The sequence below is a fragment of the Pantoea sp. GW821-FHT03E06 genome (assembly GCF_059420725.1).
Genome location: NZ_JBWKUG010000001.1, coordinates 1,878,212 through 1,895,232, shown reverse-complemented (window position 1 = coordinate 1,895,232; position 17,021 = coordinate 1,878,212). Strand labels below are relative to the sequence as shown.

The window sequence follows — 17,021 nt, the reverse complement described above, 5'->3', positions numbered from 1 at the left end:
TTGATATCTCCAGTAAATAACAGGGTTTACGCGATGCAGCGCGTCGTGTTATTCCCGGAAGACACAGAAGGTGAGATGCCGCCGTCGCAGCGGTGGAAACAGTAGTGTGCGGTGATAGCCGACAGACTTCATGGCTGGCGTAAAGCTAGCCATTAACGCTAATAGCAACAGCAGAAAGGGCAATGCAGTATCAAGGAGCGGTGCCGTGCCGCCGAGGGATTTCGCGCTCAGTGCACAGGGCTTTTCGCTGCCGCTGGCATCATCAACACATTGAGTTTGCCCGGAGGCGTTGATCTGCGGGAACGGCGCGGAGGGCAAATTGAAGCTGCGCTGGACGAGACAAAATGCCAGCACCAGACAAACCAGTGCCAGAATCCATTTTGCGCGTGATAGCGATATCGTCATGCCGCAGCCTCAGAGAAAAGTGCGGGCATTTTAAGCATCGACAGCAGAAACACCAAGCTTTGCAGTGTAAACTTTTGTCTTTGTTGTGCGAAGCGTTATTGAGACGGTGGGCATGAATGCCCACCCTACGTGACGAGCAACCTAAACACCGCACGATCCACCGTCGGGTCGCCATTCATGGCGACCTCAATTATGCCATCTGGCTAAACAATATCATCCACTACGCCGCCATCCACGCGCAGTGCTGCACCGGAGGTTGCCGATGCCTGTTTTGAACAGACGTACACCACCATATTCGCGACCTCTTCCACCGTGGCAGCACGCTGAATCACCGAACTCGGGCGCTGCGTCATCACAAACTCTTTCGCTAAAACTTCCAGCGGCTTACCAGTGCGTTTCACTTCTTCTTCCATCATGGCGGCAAAACCGTCGGAAAGCGTTGGTCCCGGCAGCACGCTATTCACCGTCACCCCACTGCCCGCCGCCACTTTTGCCAGACCACGCGCCAGCGACAGCTGCGCCGTTTTACTGACGCCGTAATGCAGCATATCGGCGGGAATGTTGAGCGCCGATTCAGAAGAGATAAACACTACCCGTCCCCAGCCGCGTTTCACCATCTCCGGCAACAACGCGCGCGACAAGCGTACACCTGACATCACATTGGTTTGCCAGTAGGCATCCCAGGTTTCGTCATCCACCTCAAAGAAATCCTGCGGTCCGTAAATACCGGCGTTATTCACCAGAATATCGATCGGCGGCAAGCCGTTAAGCAGTTGCCTGACACCCTGCGCACTGCCGAGGTCGGCGATAACGGTATGGATTTTTGCGCCCGCCACCAGGCCGTTGAGCTTCTCGCGTGCACGGCTGACCGATGCTTCACTGCGTCCGTTCAGGACCACTTCCGCGCCGCTGGCGGCCAGACCTTGTGCGATGGCAAAACCTATGCCGCCGGTGGATGCGGTGACCAGCGCTGTTTTCCCGTGTAAATCGATATTCATGAAGGTTTCCTCTGTGAGCGTAATCACAAAAGCCTGGTAGAAGCTCAGCGACACGCATTGACGAAACATGCGATTAATCGAAAGACACGGCAAAACACGCGCTGAATTTTCGTCTAATGGCAGCTGTTCAGGCCTCTCCTTTTGCCTGTTGCAGACAGGAATTTAACCTGATGCTGATAAAGCAGGCTGGGCAGCGATGGGCACTCGCAGCTGGCGTTGCAGCCAGGCAAAAGCCGCTGCTTCGTCCGGATCGCGCGCATCCAGTTGCAAAACCGGACCCAGCCCCATCGGCTGAGCGGTTTCCGCAAGCTTGCGCAGTTCCGGTAGATACTCCGCCCCCGGATGCCCGGGCATACGATCCGTCAAACGCGACTGATAACGCGTTACCGCATCATCCGGCGTAATCGCCAGCCACAGCTCCAGCACCCGCGTCACGTTCGCCTTTTGCAATCCTTGCTGCAGTACTTCACGCGGCTGAAAGCCAAACCAGGCGTCAATTATGTAGATGCAGCGCGTCGGCGCCTGCGCCACCACGTTCCAGATCGCCTGATAGGCCGCACAGCCCAATTGTCGATTGCGCTGCCGATCCACCGGTGCAAAGCTGGCCATAAACGGTTCTTTCAGACCATCCAGCGTTAATACCGGAAAGCCAAACTGCTCTGCCAGTGCGCGGGTCAGCGTGCTTTTGCCGGAGGCGGGAATGCCGTTTACCAGCACGACAATTTTCTCTTCGCTATGGGTTGTCATAGGATATCTATCACCTCCGCAGCGCTGCTGGCGTTGCGCAGGCGCACCAGCGTCTCTTCATCTTCCAGCAGCGTGACAATCGCGCGGATGCCCTCTTCAATATGGGCGTTGCTGTCACGCGCACCGAACATAATCACGATGTCGGCTTTATCGCTGCCATCAAACGAAATCGGCTCATCCAGTACGATCATGCTGAAACAGTCTTTCAACACGCCGGTTTCCGGCCGTGCATGAGGAATGGCAATGCCCTCCTCAAACACGTAATAAGCGCCGTGCTCCAGCGTGTTGGCGATAACCGCTTCCGGATAGCTGGCCTTGATGTAGCCGCCGTTGACCAGCGGCAGCGCGGCCAGCGCGATCACCTCGCGCCAGTCCATGGCGCTGATTCCGACCTGAATCGCACTCGCTTCCTGCAGCAGCTGTTTAATGCTCATACTGCCTCCTTAAAAGGATTTGCGAATGGTATTACGCAGTTCATCAATTTTAACGAACAGCGGATCAATTTCCTGACGGAAGCGGTGGCTTTTAGCAAAAAGCGTTAATGCGCGGTTATATTCCAGCATTAATTGCTTTTGCGTATCTTTCGCCTGCGGATTATTCGCCAACTGTTGTTCCAGTTCGTTTATTTTACCGCTGATCGCTTCAGCCTGAAGATCTATTTCCTGTGAATCCTGGCTCTTATTTTCCAAGCCCTTTTTCAAGAATCCAAACATAGCGTCTCCTGCCCCGAATGGCGCCGGGCACCTCAGGTTATTACGTCATAAGTGATAAACTATTAGCGGAACAGCTGAATCTTTTCTACCAGAACATTGGTTACGGCATCGTTAGCCGGTACAAGGAAATTACGTACGCTGTCGTTAACTTTGCCTTTTTCGAATGTCTGTTTGCAGTTCGCTACCCATTGCACGTTCATCTCAGTTCCGACGTTCACTTTCTCAATACCGCTGCGCACCGCCAGCCGCATATCTTCATCGCTCACCCCCGTGCCGCCGTGCAGCACCAGCGGTGTTTTCGTGGCGTCAGTGATTTCGGCGAGGCGCTGATGCTGAATGTGCGCTTTACCGGTATACAAGCCGTGTACGGTACCAATGGAGATGGCCAGCATATCCACACCGGTTTCTTCCACAAAGCGCTTAGCGTCATCGACCGTGGTGAAAGCTGTTTCGCTCATGGCGACGACTTTGCCGTCTTCTGAACCGCCAATCGCACCCAACTCCGCTTCGACTGAGACATCCAGCGGACGCGCCATATCAATAACACGACGCGTATTGGCAATATTTTCTTCAATCGGTAAATGTGAGCCGTCATACATAATAGAGCTGAAGCCAGCATCCAGCGCAGTTTGAATCGCCGATAAATCGGAACAGTGATCGAGGTGTAAACAGGTCGGGACATTGCGGCTCTCTGATAATGAGCGAATCGCATCCACCAATAATTTATGTCCGAGATATTTCGCGGTACCGGTAGATATCTGAATCATTAATGGGCTATTGGTTTTCTCTGCCGCGCTAAAAAAGGCCGGCAGCATTTCCAGACAGTGTAAATTAAAGGAACCGAGCGCTTTAAATTCACGTTCTTTTGCCACCTGTAACAGATCGGTAAAATTATAAAGTTTCATGGAGCTTTTCCTCATGGGATTTAGATTTCGTGGATTTTCCGTTAACAAACCAGGCGAGAAGCGTAATAAAGACAATAAACAGGGCGACGAACAGCCAGTTATTCTGGAACGCGTGGCCGAGCACCAGCCCGGTACTGATGACATCCGAATCACTGAAGGTCACGCCGGTGAAACCATAGCTTTCCAGCATCGGCACCAGAATCGCCGGCAGGAAGGTAATGAATAAACCGTGAACGAAGCCGCCGATCATCGCACCACGACGTCCACCCAGCGCATTGCCAAACACCCCTGCGGTGCCACCGGCAAAGAAGTTGGTCAGCAGCCCTGGCAGAATCATCGCCAGACCAAACATCGGGAACACCAGCATGCCAACCACCGAACCCAGGGTGGTGGCGAGGAAGCCGACGATCACCGCATTTGGGGCATAGGGGAACATCACCGGGCAATCGAGCGCAGGTTTGGCATCGGGAACCAGGCGCATGGCAATACCGCGGAAAGCCGGCACCAATTCATTCAGCAGCAGACGCACGCCGCTGTACAGCACGAACACGCCGCACACGAACTGAATTGACTGCATAAAGGCATACATCAGGTAGTTCATGCCGTTGCTGTACTGGCCGATAAATTCCGGACCGGCGGCAACCGCAGGAATCAGGTACATCGGCACCATCACCACGGCCATCGACAGGTAGGTATCCTGCAGGAATTTAAAGTTGTCGGGCAGTTTGAGATCTTCGGTAGAGCGCGAGCCTTTGCCGACCACCTTCGCCACCGCCGCCGTCAGCAGATAGCCGATGGTGCAGAAATGTCCGAGCGCCACGTCGTCGGAGTCGGTGATGCGGCGCACCACCGGTTGGGCTAGCGCAGGCATGACAACCGCCATAATGCCGCCAAAGATGCCGCCGGTAAGGATCAGAGGTAAGCCTGTTAGCCCCGCTTTATAGCCAATCACCGCACCAATCGTCGCCATCCACAGCAGCGCCTGACCGGTAAGGAAGATGTATTTGAACGGTGTCAGGCGCGCGATAATGATGTTGACGATAAAGATCACCAACAGCGTCAGCGCCACTTCTGAACCCAGCTCGCGGTTCGCTAACCCGGCGATGGCGGCAACGTCGGTGATATAACCCTGCATGCCAAAACCGTGGGTGAAAATGGTGTTCAGGAAAGTTAAGGTACCGACAATAATGTTGATACCGGCCATCATAATTAAGAAACCGAGCAGGGTTTTAAAGGTGCCTTCCACCACCTTGCCCGCCGATTTTTTTTGCAGTAGCAGACCAATCAGGGCGATAAAGGCAATCAGTATTGACGCCTGCCCTAATAGATCTTTTACCAGGAAGTCGATCACACTATTCATGATTAGCAACCTTTAAGTTACGTTCTTTCATAAACGCCACGATTTTTTCTTCAATTTCCGCTTTATCAGTCAGCTTGTTGAGAATAATCACCCGCTTAATTTGCTCCGGGCTGGCATCGGCATTTAACACATCAGCAAACGCTTTCTGAGTTAAAATCATGTCGGATTTAAAGGCGTTGGCTTCAGAAATAGTGGTGTGATCAATATCGGCTTCGATTTCGAGCTTCTTTAATACCGACTTAGCGCTCATCTCGATTGCGAAACTCGATCCAAGACCGCATCCACAGACACATAATATTTTCAGCATGGCTATTTCCTCACAGAATTTGCAGTTGTTTAGCGAGTTTATAATGATGCCCTTCAGTATCGACCAGGCGTTTTTTCATGCTTATCAAATCAATCGGAATCGGTCGATTACTGCCATTAATAATGACCGCTTTATTGCGCATTCCCGACTGAATACAACGCGCGACTTCACTGGCCATAATGGTGCCCTGATAAATCTCTTCACAGGTGGGATCGCCATTTCGCAGGCCATAACCGATAATAGTTTTACGAATACGTACGCCAATCAGCGGTTCAATTTGTTTTATTAAGGTATCGATGGCGCCCTGAAAGCCCGGTGAATATTCACGGGTATAGCCTTCCGAGCACAATATAATCACGCTGTTCTGCGCGGCCAGCCGCTGTGTGATGCGCTCGGCCAGTTCCTGCGGTGCAATCTGGCATTCAGGAATCAGCGCAAAATCCGCATTGGACTTGATCGCCGACTGTAACGTTAATTCACCACAATAGCCGCCGAGCAGCTCCACCATGAATACGCGGCCGGTTAACGCGCGGCCGGTATTGCGTAATTTTGCCACCTCTTTTAATACCTGCTCGCAGGCAGTGGAGAAACCAATACTGTAGTCACTGCCAAAGACGTCATTATCGATAGTCATACCCACGCCAAAACAGTTGACGCCAAATTCGCTCAGCGTGTGCAAAAATTGTAATGAACCGTCACCTCCCGCCATAATTACTACGTCAATTCGCAGCGACTTGAGGTGTTTAGCAATGATTTCATATTCCGGGCGAATTAATTTCCTTGTCGTTCTTCCTGACTGCATTACCGGAATTGAAGCGATGGCGTAATCGACTAAATCACGTTGGGATATTTCCCGGTGATTGTTTTCCAGTAAACCAGGAATGCCGCCATTGAATAACACCATTTCCGCTTTTGTCAGACGGGATATTTGATAAACAAAGTTATTAATCCCGGTAACATCTCCACCGCTGATCACCATGCCAATTCTCATTGCCATCATCCTTCATGCTGTGCGTCTGATATTCATTCTTCCGATTAACCGCAGTGCTATTTGCAACGAATGTCACACTTTTGCCATGAATTTGCTGCCAGAGATCGTTGACACAGGGTTTTGATGAGTCTTTTTTGTGATTAAAATCACATTGCCAATTCTGATTAAAATATGAATTATTCATTTAAATCATAAGGTTATATTTACATTTATCTTTGCGCCCCGCTGCCCTTAATATCTTTACTGACGCTCTTTTTCTTTCACTCTATTTTGTGATTTCCCGCGCATTTTTATCGATTACGCGCGTTTATTCCGTGAAAGTTAAAGGGATAATGATTACGTGCGTTATTTCCGCATCCGTGCCAGTCAATGATTGACTCAATGCTGCTGCACTTGTCCAATATGAATGCAAATAATTAGCGAAGAAGAGAGAAGATGAGTATTCCGCAGGAGATGTTGCGTCACCTGGCTGACGTGGTGGGTGAGAAACAGTTATTAACCCATGCCGATGATAAAGCCTGGTACATAAAAGGCTTCCGTGTGGGGCGTGGCGAAGCGCTGGCGGTGGTGTTACCGCAAACCCTGCTGCAGCTATGGCAGACACTGCAGGTTTGCGTCGCCCATGACGCCATTGTGCTTATGCAAGCCTCAAATACCGGCGTTACCGGCGGATCAACGCCCGACGGCAACGATTACGATCGCGATGTGGTGATCATCAGCACCCGCCAGTTAAAAGGTGTGCAGGTCATTGATCAGGCGCGTCAGGTCATTGCCTTCCCAGGTACCACCCTCACTGAACTGGAACAGACCTTACAGCCTTTGGGGCGTGAACCGCATTCTGTGATTGGCTCATCCTGCATCGGCGCGTCAGTGGTGGGCGGGATTTGTAATAACTCCGGCGGATCACTGATTCGTCGCGGCCCGGCCTTTACTGAAAAGTCCCTGTTCGCGCGCATCCATGACGATGGCCGCTTAGAAATGGTTAATCATCTCGGTATTGCGCTGGGCGAAACGCCAGAGGCCATGCTGGAAGCACTGACGCAGCAACAGTATCAAACCGGTGAACAACCCGACTGGCAGGGAAAGATTTGGGCCGAAGATTATGCCGATCGCCTGCGTGATGTCACCGCTGATTCCCCGGCACGTTTTAATGGCGATCTCCGTTATCTGCACGACAGTTCCGGCAGCGCCGGTAAAGTGGTGGTGTTTGCCGTGCGTTTGCCCACCTTTGAGGCCAGCACCGGTAGCGATACCTTTTACATCGGTACCAACGATGAGCATGTGCTGGTGGAACTGCGTCGCTATCTGTTGACCCGCATGAGCGAGCTGCCGTTACAGGCGGAATATATCCATCGTAACGCCTTTGATTTGACGGTGCGCTACGCCAAACATATGTATCTGGCGATACGTAAATTCGGCCCGCAGGCCATTCCGCAAATGATGGCGAATAAAGCCAAATGGGATGTGCGCATCAGCCATTTGAAATGCCTGCCGCGCAATTTTGTTGATCGGATGCTGCAATGCTTTAATCAGCTCACACCGAGCTTTATCGCGCCGCGCATTATGGATTACCGCAGCGAGTATCAACACCATTTGATGATCAAAGTTGAGTCTCAGCAAAGCGCTGAGTTACACGTTCTGTTGCAGGCATTCTTTGCGGCTCATCAGGGCGGCTTTTTCCATTGCGATGCACGTGAAGCGGCAGATGCCTTCCTGGTACGTTTTGGCGTTGGCGGCTGCACCATTTCCTACTGCGATGCGCTGGGTTATAACCCTAACGAGCGGTTGGTCGCCTTTGACGTGGCGCTGCGTCGTAATGATGATGCGTGGCGCCTGACGCTACCGGATCACCTGGCGGCACAGGTGCAGGTCGATTCATGCTGCGGGCATTTCTTCTGTTTCGTGAATCATCAGGATTATGTACTGAAACCGGGCTACGACGCCAAAGCGTTTAAGGAAGAGGTGAAGCGGTATCTGGAGCAGCGCGGGGCTAAATATCCCGCCGAGCACAACGTTGGACACCTCTATCAGGCTTCATGCGAGCATGTGGATCACTGGAAGCAGCTCGATCCCACCAACAGCTGTAATCCGGGGATTGGCAAAACCAGCAAGAAGAAGTTTTGGCGGGAAATGTAGCATCGGTAGCCAGGTCGCCATAAAGGGCGACCCTACGGTTATTTAGCGGGATTTCGTAGGGTGCGCATTCAAGCGCACCTGGTCACCATCAATGCGCATCCTGGCGGATTCATCGCGATTGAAACTCAGCAAACATCGATGCGATTATTTCGCGTATGCTTCGGTTGAGATGGTCAACGTCACGTCATCGCCTACCGCTGGCACATACTTATCCAGCTTGAAATCCGAACGCTTAATCACGCCAGTGGCATCAAAACCAATCGCCTCTTTTTTCACCATCGGATGCATGCCCTGCTGATTCAGCGTGGCATGCAAGGTGACCGGCTTGGTAATCCCTTTCAACGTCAGGTTACCTTCCACGTCGAATTTGTTATCACCCTTGGCTTCCACTTTGGTGCTGTGGAATACCGCTGAAGGATATTTTGCGGTATCGAAATACTCAGCACCGAGAAACTCTTTGGTCAATGCAGGTACGTGAGTATCAATTTGCGTAATCGGCAGCGTGACATCAACGCGCGACTGCTGCGGCTGATCCTTATCAAATACGATTGACCCTTTGCTATTCGGGATATCGGCCGTCGGGTGAGAGAAACCAAAGTGCGTCCAGGTCACGATGACCGAGGTGTGCGCCGGATCGAGGGCATACTGCATCGCTGCAGCCTGTGACAAGGGGGCATAAAGCGTAGCCGCCGCCAACAGTGGCAGCGCAAGACGGGTAATGTTTTTCACTCGCAGTTCCTTTTAGTTCGGGATAATGCAGTGAGTGTCGCCCTTTACCTGGTAACTAACCAGTGAAGAGATTTGCTGGTGACTGTCAAATATATTCAAATATATCAATGAGTAATAATCATCATACGATAAAATCACAGCGCGTAAGTAGCATGCACGTTGCTTTCATAGCCTAAAGGCTATAGGTTATTTATAGCAAAAAAGCTATGGGATGGCATTATGTGGGAAATTCTGACAACGGATGTTTTCGATAAGTGGTTCCTGGCGCAGAGTGAAGCACTGCGCGAGGATGTGTTAGCCGCGATGACTATTTTAGGTGAAATGGGACCCCAATTGGGACGCCCTTATGTTGATACGCTAAAAGGTAGCGATGTCCCTAACCTGAAGGAGTTGCGCATTCAGCATGCAGGTAACCCCATCAGCGCATTTTTCGCTTTTGATCCGGTGCGACGCGCTATTGTGCTATGCGCAGGGAATAAAACCGGCTGCAACCAAAAACAGTTTTACCGAACGATGATTCGCCTTGCTGAAACAGAATACCGTAAGCATGTGGCGCAGATGGAGGGATAAGATGTCTACTTTGAAAGAGTTACTGGAAAAACAATCACCTGAAAGCCAGCAGCGGATCGCTAAAAAAGTCGAGAAATTGCGCCAGGAGATTGCCTTGAGCCAGCTGCGTGAAGAACTCAATCTCTCGCAAACTGAATTGGCGCGTGTCATTGGCGTCTCGCAACCCACGCTGGCTAAAATGGAAAATCCCGGCAACGACCCGCGACTCTCCACATTAAAACGTTATGTTGACGCTTTGGGTGGTGAACTGCGTATTGACGTTACGTTGCCCAACGGCAAACACATCGCCTTTCAACTTTGATTAACCAAAATCAACCAGCGATGCCTTTCACGCAGCAGGTGATAGTGAAGGTGCTGTAGCTGCGGCAGCGTCAGTGCCTGGATGGCGGTGCGGTTAAGGATTGGTAAGCCAAGCTGCTGGCGCAGCGCTTCTTCCGCACGCTCGCTGTTGTCCTGGTTTACGCACTGCATCGCTAAGTTCGCCTGCCAGGCCGCGAGATGTGCCGCAGGAATAGCGGCGATTTCGGCAAGCATGTCTCGCATAAAACGTTTGCTGTGGCCAAGCAGCGTGCGCCATGGGATATTCGGCGACTGCAGCGCCAGCAGCAAACCATCAACATCCGCAACTCGCTGATAGCGCGCCGACACCACATAGCCAATTTGCTGCTCTACCCGCAGACGCTGGAAAAAGCGCGTTTCCAGCATCAGCGCCAGCGCACGTAACGCCGCGAGGCTGGCATCATCCTGCTGCGGCAGCGGCATAAACAGTAACAGCGCCTGATCGCTCCCGTCACAGGCAACCGGCATCACGCCGCGATGCAGCATGGCAGGTGGCGCATAGCGTGCCAGCGCGAGGGAGAATTCGCTGAGCAGATGGCCCACGCGCTGGCTTAGCGCACCCTCTGCGCCACACCACGCGACCAACCATTGTGGTGTTGACTGCGGCGGGATCAGTTTGCTGGGCAAAGCGGCCAGCAGCTGACGAATAACGATAGAGTGCGTTGTCTTGATGACCCGATCCTGCACCGGTGCATTAAGCGCCTGTAAAGCCTGATGCATGCTAAGCAAAGCGCGATCGGCGCAAGCAGGCAAATTAAGCACCAGCTGCCAGCTACCCTGTTTTTGCTGCCAGCTGCCGTTGCCACCGGCGTGGCGCAACTCAGCTAGCACCGGACGCAATAAGCGTTGCCGCGCCTGTGCTTCCTCGTCGCGCAACAGCTGATAAAACGCCGGGCGCAGCAGCAGCGTCTCAACCGATTGCACGGGCGCAATCACCGGCAGCGGCTGCGCCACTGGCGGTAAGCGAGGCAACGTTATCTCTGCTGACGCCGGATAAAAGTGAAACGTTGCAGGTTCGGTGGCGAGCCATTGTTCGGGCAACCATTCAGCCAGCTGCAGCGTAAATCCCTGTTTCTGCTGCGGCATACCCTTCAGCTGTTGCTGCGTGAGCAAACGCCTGCGTGGGCGGTGAGGTAACGCAGAGGCAAAGTCAGCCAGATTATCTGGAACCGTTAAGCCAGGCGCAAAACCGAGCGCCCGGCCGCGCAGCTGCTCCAGCGCGGACGAGGCGGCAAAATCCTGCTGTGCCAGCCGCGCATAGTGCTGATGCTGCCGCGCAGGTGCCTCTCTTAACGCGGTGAGATGCTGCCAGAAGTAGTGCTCGATACGTTGCGCCTGCGCGGGAGTAAGCTGCGGCGCACCAAAGCGCAGCGCCAGTAACGCGTGGTGCGTATCCTGCCATAGCCACTGGGCGTTAAAGGACTCACAGAGCCCTTCATGCCGCAGTTGCGCCACTAAGCCGCCGGGTGCTTCATCTTGCCAAAAGGCATTCAGCAAGGTGACGTTGTCACGAATGGTGGGTTCATCGCCGTCAATCAGCAGCGCCAGCCAGAAACTCTCTTCACCCGCCAGCTGCAGCAAACCATCGCCTGGCAGCAGTAAAGGTTCGATTGCCGCTGGAGTTGCACCACCCGTTAATAAGCCGCTGCCAAACTGCGACGCCAGCTGCGCCAGTTCATCGAGCGATTGCGGACCTTGCAACCAAAGTTGCATGTTATCAGCGTGATACCAACGCTGATGAAATGTCTGTAACGCCGCCCGCAACTGCGTGACATCGTCACCAAATACCACGCGATTGCCTACGCGAAAGCGTTGAAAACGGCCTTGCAGCGCATCCAGTATCGCCGCTTCACACAGCGTGTCGGCATGGCTTTGCAGCAGCTGATACTCGGCATCAATCACCGCCGCTTCCTGCTGGATGGCCTGCGCACTCAGCAGCGGTGCCGCGAGCATATCGCACAGCCGCTGTACGCCCGCTGATAACGCCGCTGCCGGTAGCTGGCAAAAAAAGGCGCTGCGGCTCAGCTGCGTAGTGGCATTGACCTGGCCGCCCTGCTGCTGCACCCACGGCATGAAGCGATGGTCACCGCTGAAGTTTTCACTGCCGCAAAACAGCAGATGCTCAAGCAAATGCGCCAGCCCCGGCCAGCGATCCGGCTCATCGAGGCTGCCCGCCTGCACGCGCATTAGCACCGCCGCATTGCGTGCGCCGGGCTGATGGTGCAGATAACAGCGCAGGCCGTTGGCGAGCGTGATCTGGCGCGCGTTCATCAGGTGACGCGCTGCTTAAAGATCAGTTCGGAGTTGCTACGGTTACGGAACTGCAGCTGCTGGATTTTGATATCACTGCAGTTAGCCTGACGCCGCGCTTCAAGGATTTTGCCATGATGCGGTGACTTACTGCACACCGGATCGGTATTGTCCGCATCGCCGGTCAGCATAAACGCCTGGCAACGACAGCCGCCAAAGTCCTTCTCTTTCTCATCGCAGGAGCGGCAGGGTTCCGGCATCCAGTCAAAACCACGATAGCGGTTAAAGCCAAACGAGTTGTACCAGATGTCATCCAGCGTGCGTTCCAGCACCGATGGGAACTCAACCGGCAGCTGGCGCGCGCTGTGGCACGGCAACGCGGTACCGTCGGGCGTGACGCTAAGGAAGATCGATCCCCAACCGCCCATGCACGGTTTCGGCCGCTCTTCATAGTAATCCGGCGTGACGAACAACAGATTGGTCAGATTGCCACTGGCGCTCATGCGCTGACGATAATCGGCCACCACCGCTTCGGCATGGGCGATCTGTTCGCGCGTCGGCAACAATCCTTCACGGTTAAGCTGCGCCCAACCGTAGAATTGACAGGTCGCCAGCTCGACGTCATCGGCTTCCAGTTCGATACAGAGATCGATGATCTTGTCGATTTGATCGATATTGTGGCGATGCAGCACAAAGTTCAGCACCATCGGATAGCCATGCGCTTTCACCGCTTTTGCCATCTCCAGCTTCTGCTGGAAGGCTTTCTTCGACCCGGCTAGCGCAGCGTTCAGCGTTTCATCGCTGGCCTGGAAACTGATCTGAATGTGATCGAGGCCCGCGTCAGCAAAGGCGTCGAGTTTTTTTGCCGTCAGGCCAATGCCGGAGGTGATCAGGTTGGTGTAGAAACCGAGATCGCGCGCGGCGCGGATCAGCTCCGGCAAATCTTTACGCGTTAACGGTTCGCCGCCGGAAAAACCGAGCTGCACGCTGCCCATGGCACGCGCCTGGCGGAACACCTCAATCCACTGTTCGGTGGTCAGCTCTTTCTCCTGCTGGGAAAAATCCAGCGGATTGGAGCAATACGGACACTGCAGCGGGCAGCGATAGGTCAATTCTGCCAGCAGCCACAGCGGCGGCGTCACGGTTTTACTCGGGTTCACGACACAGTATCCATTTTTGTTCGATGGCAGATTGCAGGAACTCTTTCACGTCATCGCCTACGCCGCCCGCTTCCGGGAAGCGCGCATCCAGCGTGGCAACAATGGCCGCCACATCTTGTTTACCATCGACCAGTTCAAGGATCATCGTGGCGGTTTCGTTCAGCTTGGCCATGCCTTCCGGATAGAGCACGACATGGCTCTCCTGCGCCGCTTCCCACTGCATGCGGTAGCCACGACGGAAAGCCGGAATCAGATTATCTTTCATATCGTTATACCAACCTTGTGCTGTGCCAGGACACCCGATCGGTGACCGTGTGATAAGGCGGACGCTGCAGCGCATACGCCATGGTCATGGCATCCAGCATGGTCCAGAGAATATCGAGCTTAAACTGGAGGATTTCGAGCATGCGGTTCTGCTGCTCGGCGGTGGTAAACACCTCGAGCGCCAACGCCAGACCGTGTTCCACATCGCGATTCGCCTGGCTCAGGCGACTGCGGAAATAGAAGTAGCCTTCCTCTTTGATCCACGGATAGTGCTGCGGCCAGCTATCAAGGCGCGATTGGTGAATCTGCGGCGCGAACAGCTCGGTCAGCGAGCTGCACGCGGCTTCCTGCCAGTTGGCACGGCGCGCAAAGTTAACGTAGGCATCTACCGCAAAGCGCACGCCCGGCAGCACCAGCTTCTCTGAAAGTAAAACATCGCGCTCCAGCCCGACCGCTTCACCAAGCTGAAGCCAGGCTTCAATGCCGCCTTCGTGGCCGTTGCTGCCGTCGTGGTCGAGTATACGCTGCACCCATTTGCGCCGCGTGGCGGGATCCGGGCAGTTGGCCATGATCGCCGCGTCTTTCAGCGGAATATTGGTCTGATAATAGAAGCGGTTCGCCACCCAGCCCTGAATCTGCTCGCGCGTGGCATTACCATTGTGCATCGCGATGTGGTACGGGTGATGAATGTGGTAGAACGCGCCTTTATCGCGCAGCGCCTGCTCAAAAGCGGCGGGCGCTAGTGCTTCGGTAATGATCACGATGCAAACTCCTGCAGATGAATCGCCATGCCATCCCAACTCACTTCAATGCCCTGCTGCGCTAAATAGTCGCGCTGCGGCGATTGCTCGTTAAGGATGGGATTGGTGTTGTTAATGTGAATCAAAATTTTGCGTTTGGCCGGCAGCGAGGCCAGCAGCGCCATTAAACCTTGTTCTTCGGCCAGCGCTAAATGCCCCATCGCCTTGCCGGTATTTTTGCCGACGCCGGTGGCGAGCAGCTCGTCATCTTGCCATACCGTGCCATCAATCAGCAGGCAATCGGCTTTTTCCAGCCAGGGCATGATCACCGCATCGGGCTCGCCGAGTCCCGGTGCGTACAGCAGCGTTTGGCCATTGGCGGTGTTTTCAATGAACAGCGCCACGTTGTGGCCCGGCAGCGGACGATCGCGATATGGCGAATACGGCGGCGCATTGCTGAGAATCGGAATCGCGGTGAACTGCAGGCTCGGGCACACATCGACGCGAAATGGCTCCAGCGGTGTTAAGGCATGATGCTGCAAGCCGCCGTTCCAGTGCTGCAACATAGTGAAAATCGGAAAGCCGCTGGTGAGATCGGCATGCACTTCCGGCGTGCACCACACCTGGTGCGGACAACCTTCACGCAGGCTCAGCAAACCGGTGGTGTGATCGATTTGGCTGTCGGTGAGAATGATGCTGCCAATGGCCGTACCGCGCAGCACGCCCTTTTTTATCAATTCTGGGGTGTGGGCAATCTGCTGGCTGATGTCCGGTGACGCGTTGCACAGCACCCAATCTTCACCGTTATCACTGACGATGATCGAGGATTGCGTGCGCGCCTGCGCCTGAATAGTGCCGTTACGCAGGCCGCTGCAGTTGGCGCAGTTACAGTTCCACTGCGGGAAGCCGCCACCAGCCGCTGAACCGAGGACTTTAATAAACATGAAATTTGACCAGAGAGAGAAAACAAAATGCCCGCACGAGCGGCGGGCAGAAGTCTTAGCGGTTGGAGATGTACAGAGTCACTTCCAGGCCCAGACGCAGGTCAATAAACGCAGGTTTTTTCCACATAATATTCTTCCTCTTATTCATTCAAAAATGCAGAGCACGCTCTGCTGGAGATCATTGCAGCTGTGACGTAGATCACATTGCAATCATGACGCGCGCAGATGTTGCGCCAATGTAGCGAGCAGATCAACCCTGATTCGGTAAGGGAATTGTGCTAATCCCGCCAAATCTGTTGCAACACGCGCTGCCAGTTGCCCCAGGCGAGCTGCTCAAGAGCCGTTTGATCGTAGCCCAGTGAGCGCAATAACGCATACAAGCGCGGTAATCCGGAAACATCTTTCAGCGCATCAGGCACGCTGATGCCATCAAAATCGGAACCCAGCGCTACATGATCGCTGCCCATTATCGCGATCAAATGCTCAACATGTTTAACAATTTCGATCAACGGCGTATCGCTATCGCGTTTGCCATCGCTGCGTAAGAAAGCGTTACCAAAATTCACACCTACCACGCCGCCGCTGTCACGAATTGCGCGCAGTTGGTCGTCAGTGAGATTGCGCGGCTGCGCACACAGCGCATGCGCATTAGAGTGCGTCGCCACCAGCGGCGCCGATGAGAGGCGCGCCGTGTCCCAAAAGGCTTTTTCGTTCATGTGTGACATATCGATCAGCATGCGATGATGATTGGCCGCCGCAATCAGCTGCTCACCAGCCACCGTCAATCCTGGCCCGGTATCCGGCGAATGCGGAAAAGAGCCGCTAACCCCCTCACCAAAGCAATTAGGCAAATTCCAGAATGGCCCGATGCTGCGAACGCCAGCCTGATAGAACGCATCGAGCGCTGCGCCATCGACATCAAAACCGTCCGCGCCTTCGATATGCGCCACCAGCGCCAGCACACCTTCAGCGCGGCAGGCGGCCATATCGGCGGCGTTGAGGCATAAGCGCGCCCGCCCGTCAGATTGCGCAGCCAGCGCTTTGAGAATATCGAGCTGCTGCCAGAGGATCGCCAGCGGCGACAGATTCTCCGCCGCCCGCAGCGGTGCCACCTCTTGCACATAGCGCGGCGGCGGCACAAACAGGGCGAACAGGCCACCGGCAAAGCCGCCCTGCTGCATACGCGGAAAATCGAGGTGGCCTTTTTCAATGCCGTGAAAGAATGCCTGGGCGGGCGCATCACGATGATGCAGCCACAGGTTAAGCAGCAGGTCATTATGACCGTCGAAGGTAGTGAGTAACATGAGGCGATCTTTGGTGAAACAACATGCCACCATGCTACGCGCGCGCTGCGGTTTCGCCAAATGTGGGCGCACAAAGGGTTACGTGACGCAGAGGTTGTCAGTTACGCGCGGGTGGTTGTCAGCAATGCGCGAGCCGAGCAGCGTGCTGCCAGGCGAGAC

General features: G+C 54.2%; 20 protein-coding genes. 3 read left to right on the top strand and 17 right to left on the bottom strand.

The window, feature by feature from the left end; all coding sequences use genetic code 11:
- Positions 1–48: 48 nt before the first annotated feature.
- The 9 genes from AC07WB_RS08850 to AC07WB_RS08810 all read right to left on the bottom strand — a co-directional run bounded on the left by AC07WB_RS08850 (position 49) and on the right by AC07WB_RS08810 (position 6,426).
- The gene (locus AC07WB_RS08850) at positions 49–405 is read right to left on the bottom strand and encodes a hypothetical protein (RefSeq protein ID WP_494940343.1); all 357 of its coding nucleotides are present in this window, start codon (positions 403–405) and stop codon (positions 49–51) included.
- 203 nt (positions 406–608) lie between these two features.
- Positions 609–1,403, bottom strand: a complete 795-nt coding sequence (locus AC07WB_RS08845; RefSeq protein WP_494940342.1) for an SDR family NAD(P)-dependent oxidoreductase — start codon at positions 1,401–1,403, stop codon at positions 609–611.
- Between the two features lie 162 nt (positions 1,404–1,565).
- Positions 1,566–2,150: a P-loop nucleotide/nucleoside kinase family protein gene (locus AC07WB_RS08840; protein WP_400455693.1), complete on the bottom strand. Its 585-nt coding sequence runs from the start codon at positions 2,148–2,150 to the stop codon at positions 1,566–1,568.
- Positions 2,147–2,584: a PTS sugar transporter subunit IIA gene (locus tag AC07WB_RS08835; protein WP_345826761.1), complete on the bottom strand. Its 438-nt coding sequence runs from the start codon at positions 2,582–2,584 to the stop codon at positions 2,147–2,149. The genes AC07WB_RS08840 and AC07WB_RS08835 overlap by 4 nt, the downstream gene beginning before the upstream one ends.
- Positions 2,585–2,593: 9 nt before the next feature.
- Positions 2,594–2,863, bottom strand: coding sequence for a hypothetical protein (locus AC07WB_RS08830; protein ID WP_097097427.1), 270 nt, complete (start codon positions 2,861–2,863; stop codon positions 2,594–2,596).
- 62 nt (positions 2,864–2,925) lie between these two features.
- Positions 2,926–3,768 (bottom strand): class II fructose-bisphosphate aldolase, encoded by an 843-nt coding sequence (locus AC07WB_RS08825; protein ID WP_494940341.1) that lies wholly within the window; start codon positions 3,766–3,768, stop codon positions 2,926–2,928.
- The gene (locus AC07WB_RS08820) at positions 3,755–5,128 is read right to left on the bottom strand and encodes a PTS sugar transporter subunit IIC (RefSeq protein ID WP_097097429.1); all 1,374 of its coding nucleotides are present in this window, start codon (positions 5,126–5,128) and stop codon (positions 3,755–3,757) included. The genes AC07WB_RS08825 and AC07WB_RS08820 overlap by 14 nt, the downstream gene beginning before the upstream one ends.
- Positions 5,121–5,435 (bottom strand): PTS sugar transporter subunit IIB, encoded by a 315-nt coding sequence (locus tag AC07WB_RS08815; RefSeq protein WP_034827292.1) that lies wholly within the window; start codon positions 5,433–5,435, stop codon positions 5,121–5,123. The genes AC07WB_RS08820 and AC07WB_RS08815 overlap by 8 nt, the downstream gene beginning before the upstream one ends.
- A gap of 10 nt (positions 5,436–5,445) precedes the next feature.
- A complete protein-coding gene (locus tag AC07WB_RS08810; RefSeq protein ID WP_345826762.1) occupies positions 5,446–6,426 on the bottom strand; it encodes a 6-phosphofructokinase in 981 nt (326 codons plus the stop codon).
- 435 nt (positions 6,427–6,861) lie between these two features.
- On the opposite strand from AC07WB_RS08810, the gene dld reads away from it, so the two are divergent.
- Positions 6,862–8,562: a D-lactate dehydrogenase gene (dld, locus tag AC07WB_RS08805; protein ID WP_494940340.1), complete on the top strand. Its 1,701-nt coding sequence runs from the start codon at positions 6,862–6,864 to the stop codon at positions 8,560–8,562.
- Positions 8,563–8,706: 144 nt separating this feature from the next.
- Here dld and AC07WB_RS08800 read toward each other — a convergent pair whose 3' ends face one another.
- Positions 8,707–9,291: a YceI family protein gene (locus AC07WB_RS08800; RefSeq protein WP_345826764.1), complete on the bottom strand. Its 585-nt coding sequence runs from the start codon at positions 9,289–9,291 to the stop codon at positions 8,707–8,709.
- A 219-nt stretch (positions 9,292–9,510) separates the two neighbouring features.
- Between AC07WB_RS08800 and AC07WB_RS08795 the strand changes: the two genes are divergently transcribed.
- The gene (locus tag AC07WB_RS08795) at positions 9,511–9,861 is read left to right on the top strand and encodes a type II toxin-antitoxin system RelE/ParE family toxin (RefSeq protein WP_494940339.1); all 351 of its coding nucleotides are present in this window, start codon (positions 9,511–9,513) and stop codon (positions 9,859–9,861) included.
- A gap of 1 nt (position 9,862) precedes the next feature.
- The gene (locus AC07WB_RS08790) at positions 9,863–10,162 is read left to right on the top strand and encodes a helix-turn-helix domain-containing protein (protein WP_007891812.1); all 300 of its coding nucleotides are present in this window, start codon (positions 9,863–9,865) and stop codon (positions 10,160–10,162) included.
- On the opposite strand, the gene pqqF is transcribed toward AC07WB_RS08790, so the two are convergent.
- From pqqF to AC07WB_RS08755, 7 genes are all read right to left on the bottom strand, one after another.
- A complete protein-coding gene (gene pqqF / locus AC07WB_RS08785; RefSeq protein WP_494940338.1) occupies positions 10,153–12,471 on the bottom strand; it encodes a pyrroloquinoline quinone biosynthesis protein PqqF in 2,319 nt (772 codons plus the stop codon). The genes AC07WB_RS08790 and pqqF overlap by 10 nt on opposite strands.
- Entirely contained in the window at positions 12,471–13,610 is a 1,140-nt protein-coding gene (gene pqqE, locus AC07WB_RS08780) for a pyrroloquinoline quinone biosynthesis protein PqqE (protein WP_097097434.1), read from the bottom strand. Before pqqE ends, pqqF begins: the two co-directional genes overlap by 1 nt.
- On the bottom strand, positions 13,597–13,875 hold the full coding sequence (gene pqqD, locus AC07WB_RS08775) for a pyrroloquinoline quinone biosynthesis peptide chaperone PqqD (RefSeq protein ID WP_097097435.1): 279 nt from the start codon (positions 13,873–13,875) through the stop codon (positions 13,597–13,599). The genes pqqE and pqqD overlap by 14 nt, the downstream gene beginning before the upstream one ends.
- A 4-nt stretch (positions 13,876–13,879) precedes the next feature.
- Positions 13,880–14,635: a pyrroloquinoline-quinone synthase PqqC gene (pqqC, locus tag AC07WB_RS08770; protein ID WP_494940337.1), complete on the bottom strand. Its 756-nt coding sequence runs from the start codon at positions 14,633–14,635 to the stop codon at positions 13,880–13,882.
- Positions 14,632–15,558, bottom strand: coding sequence for a pyrroloquinoline quinone biosynthesis protein PqqB (gene pqqB / locus AC07WB_RS08765; protein ID WP_097097437.1), 927 nt, complete (start codon positions 15,556–15,558; stop codon positions 14,632–14,634). Before pqqB ends, pqqC begins: the two co-directional genes overlap by 4 nt.
- A gap of 55 nt (positions 15,559–15,613) precedes the next feature.
- Positions 15,614–15,685 carry a pyrroloquinoline quinone precursor peptide PqqA gene (gene pqqA, locus AC07WB_RS08760; RefSeq protein ID WP_002905689.1) on the bottom strand — a complete coding sequence of 24 codons (72 nt, stop codon included), beginning with the start codon at positions 15,683–15,685 and terminating at the stop codon, positions 15,614–15,616.
- A gap of 151 nt (positions 15,686–15,836) precedes the next feature.
- Positions 15,837–16,862, bottom strand: coding sequence for a dipeptidase (locus AC07WB_RS08755; RefSeq protein WP_494940336.1), 1,026 nt, complete (start codon positions 16,860–16,862; stop codon positions 15,837–15,839).
- Positions 16,863–17,021 lie beyond the last annotated feature (159 nt).

Excerpts from the sequence above, each read along its gene's own strand:
- AC07WB_RS08820 (WP_097097429.1), bottom strand. The coding sequence starts at position 5,128 with ATGAATAGTGTGATCGACTTCCTGGTAAAAGATCTATTAGGGCAGGCG.
- pqqB (WP_097097437.1), bottom strand. The coding sequence starts at position 15,558 with ATGTTTATTAAAGTCCTCGGTTCAGCGGCTGGTGGCGGCTTCCCGCAG.
- pqqD (WP_097097435.1), bottom strand. The coding sequence starts at position 13,875 with ATGAAAGATAATCTGATTCCGGCTTTCCGTCGTGGCTACCGCATGCAG.
- AC07WB_RS08845 (WP_494940342.1), bottom strand. The coding sequence starts at position 1,403 with ATGAATATCGATTTACACGGGAAAACAGCGCTGGTCACCGCATCCACC.
- pqqF (WP_494940338.1), bottom strand. The coding sequence starts at position 12,471 with ATGAACGCGCGCCAGATCACGCTCGCCAACGGCCTGCGCTGTTATCTG.
- AC07WB_RS08815 (WP_034827292.1), bottom strand. The coding sequence starts at position 5,435 with ATGCTGAAAATATTATGTGTCTGTGGATGCGGTCTTGGATCGAGTTTC.
- AC07WB_RS08795 (WP_494940339.1), top strand. The coding sequence starts at position 9,511 with ATGTGGGAAATTCTGACAACGGATGTTTTCGATAAGTGGTTCCTGGCG.
- AC07WB_RS08840 (WP_400455693.1), bottom strand. The coding sequence starts at position 2,150 with ATGACAACCCATAGCGAAGAGAAAATTGTCGTGCTGGTAAACGGCATT.
- AC07WB_RS08790 (WP_007891812.1), top strand. The coding sequence starts at position 9,863 with ATGTCTACTTTGAAAGAGTTACTGGAAAAACAATCACCTGAAAGCCAG.
- AC07WB_RS08830 (WP_097097427.1), bottom strand. The coding sequence starts at position 2,863 with ATGTTTGGATTCTTGAAAAAGGGCTTGGAAAATAAGAGCCAGGATTCA.
- AC07WB_RS08755 (WP_494940336.1), bottom strand. The coding sequence starts at position 16,862 with ATGTTACTCACTACCTTCGACGGTCATAATGACCTGCTGCTTAACCTG.
- AC07WB_RS08835 (WP_345826761.1), bottom strand. The coding sequence starts at position 2,584 with ATGAGCATTAAACAGCTGCTGCAGGAAGCGAGTGCGATTCAGGTCGGA.
- dld (WP_494940340.1), top strand. The coding sequence starts at position 6,862 with ATGAGTATTCCGCAGGAGATGTTGCGTCACCTGGCTGACGTGGTGGGT.
- AC07WB_RS08825 (WP_494940341.1), bottom strand. The coding sequence starts at position 3,768 with ATGAAACTTTATAATTTTACCGATCTGTTACAGGTGGCAAAAGAACGT.
- AC07WB_RS08810 (WP_345826762.1), bottom strand. The coding sequence starts at position 6,426 with ATGAGAATTGGCATGGTGATCAGCGGTGGAGATGTTACCGGGATTAAT.
- AC07WB_RS08850 (WP_494940343.1), bottom strand. The coding sequence starts at position 405 with ATGACGATATCGCTATCACGCGCAAAATGGATTCTGGCACTGGTTTGT.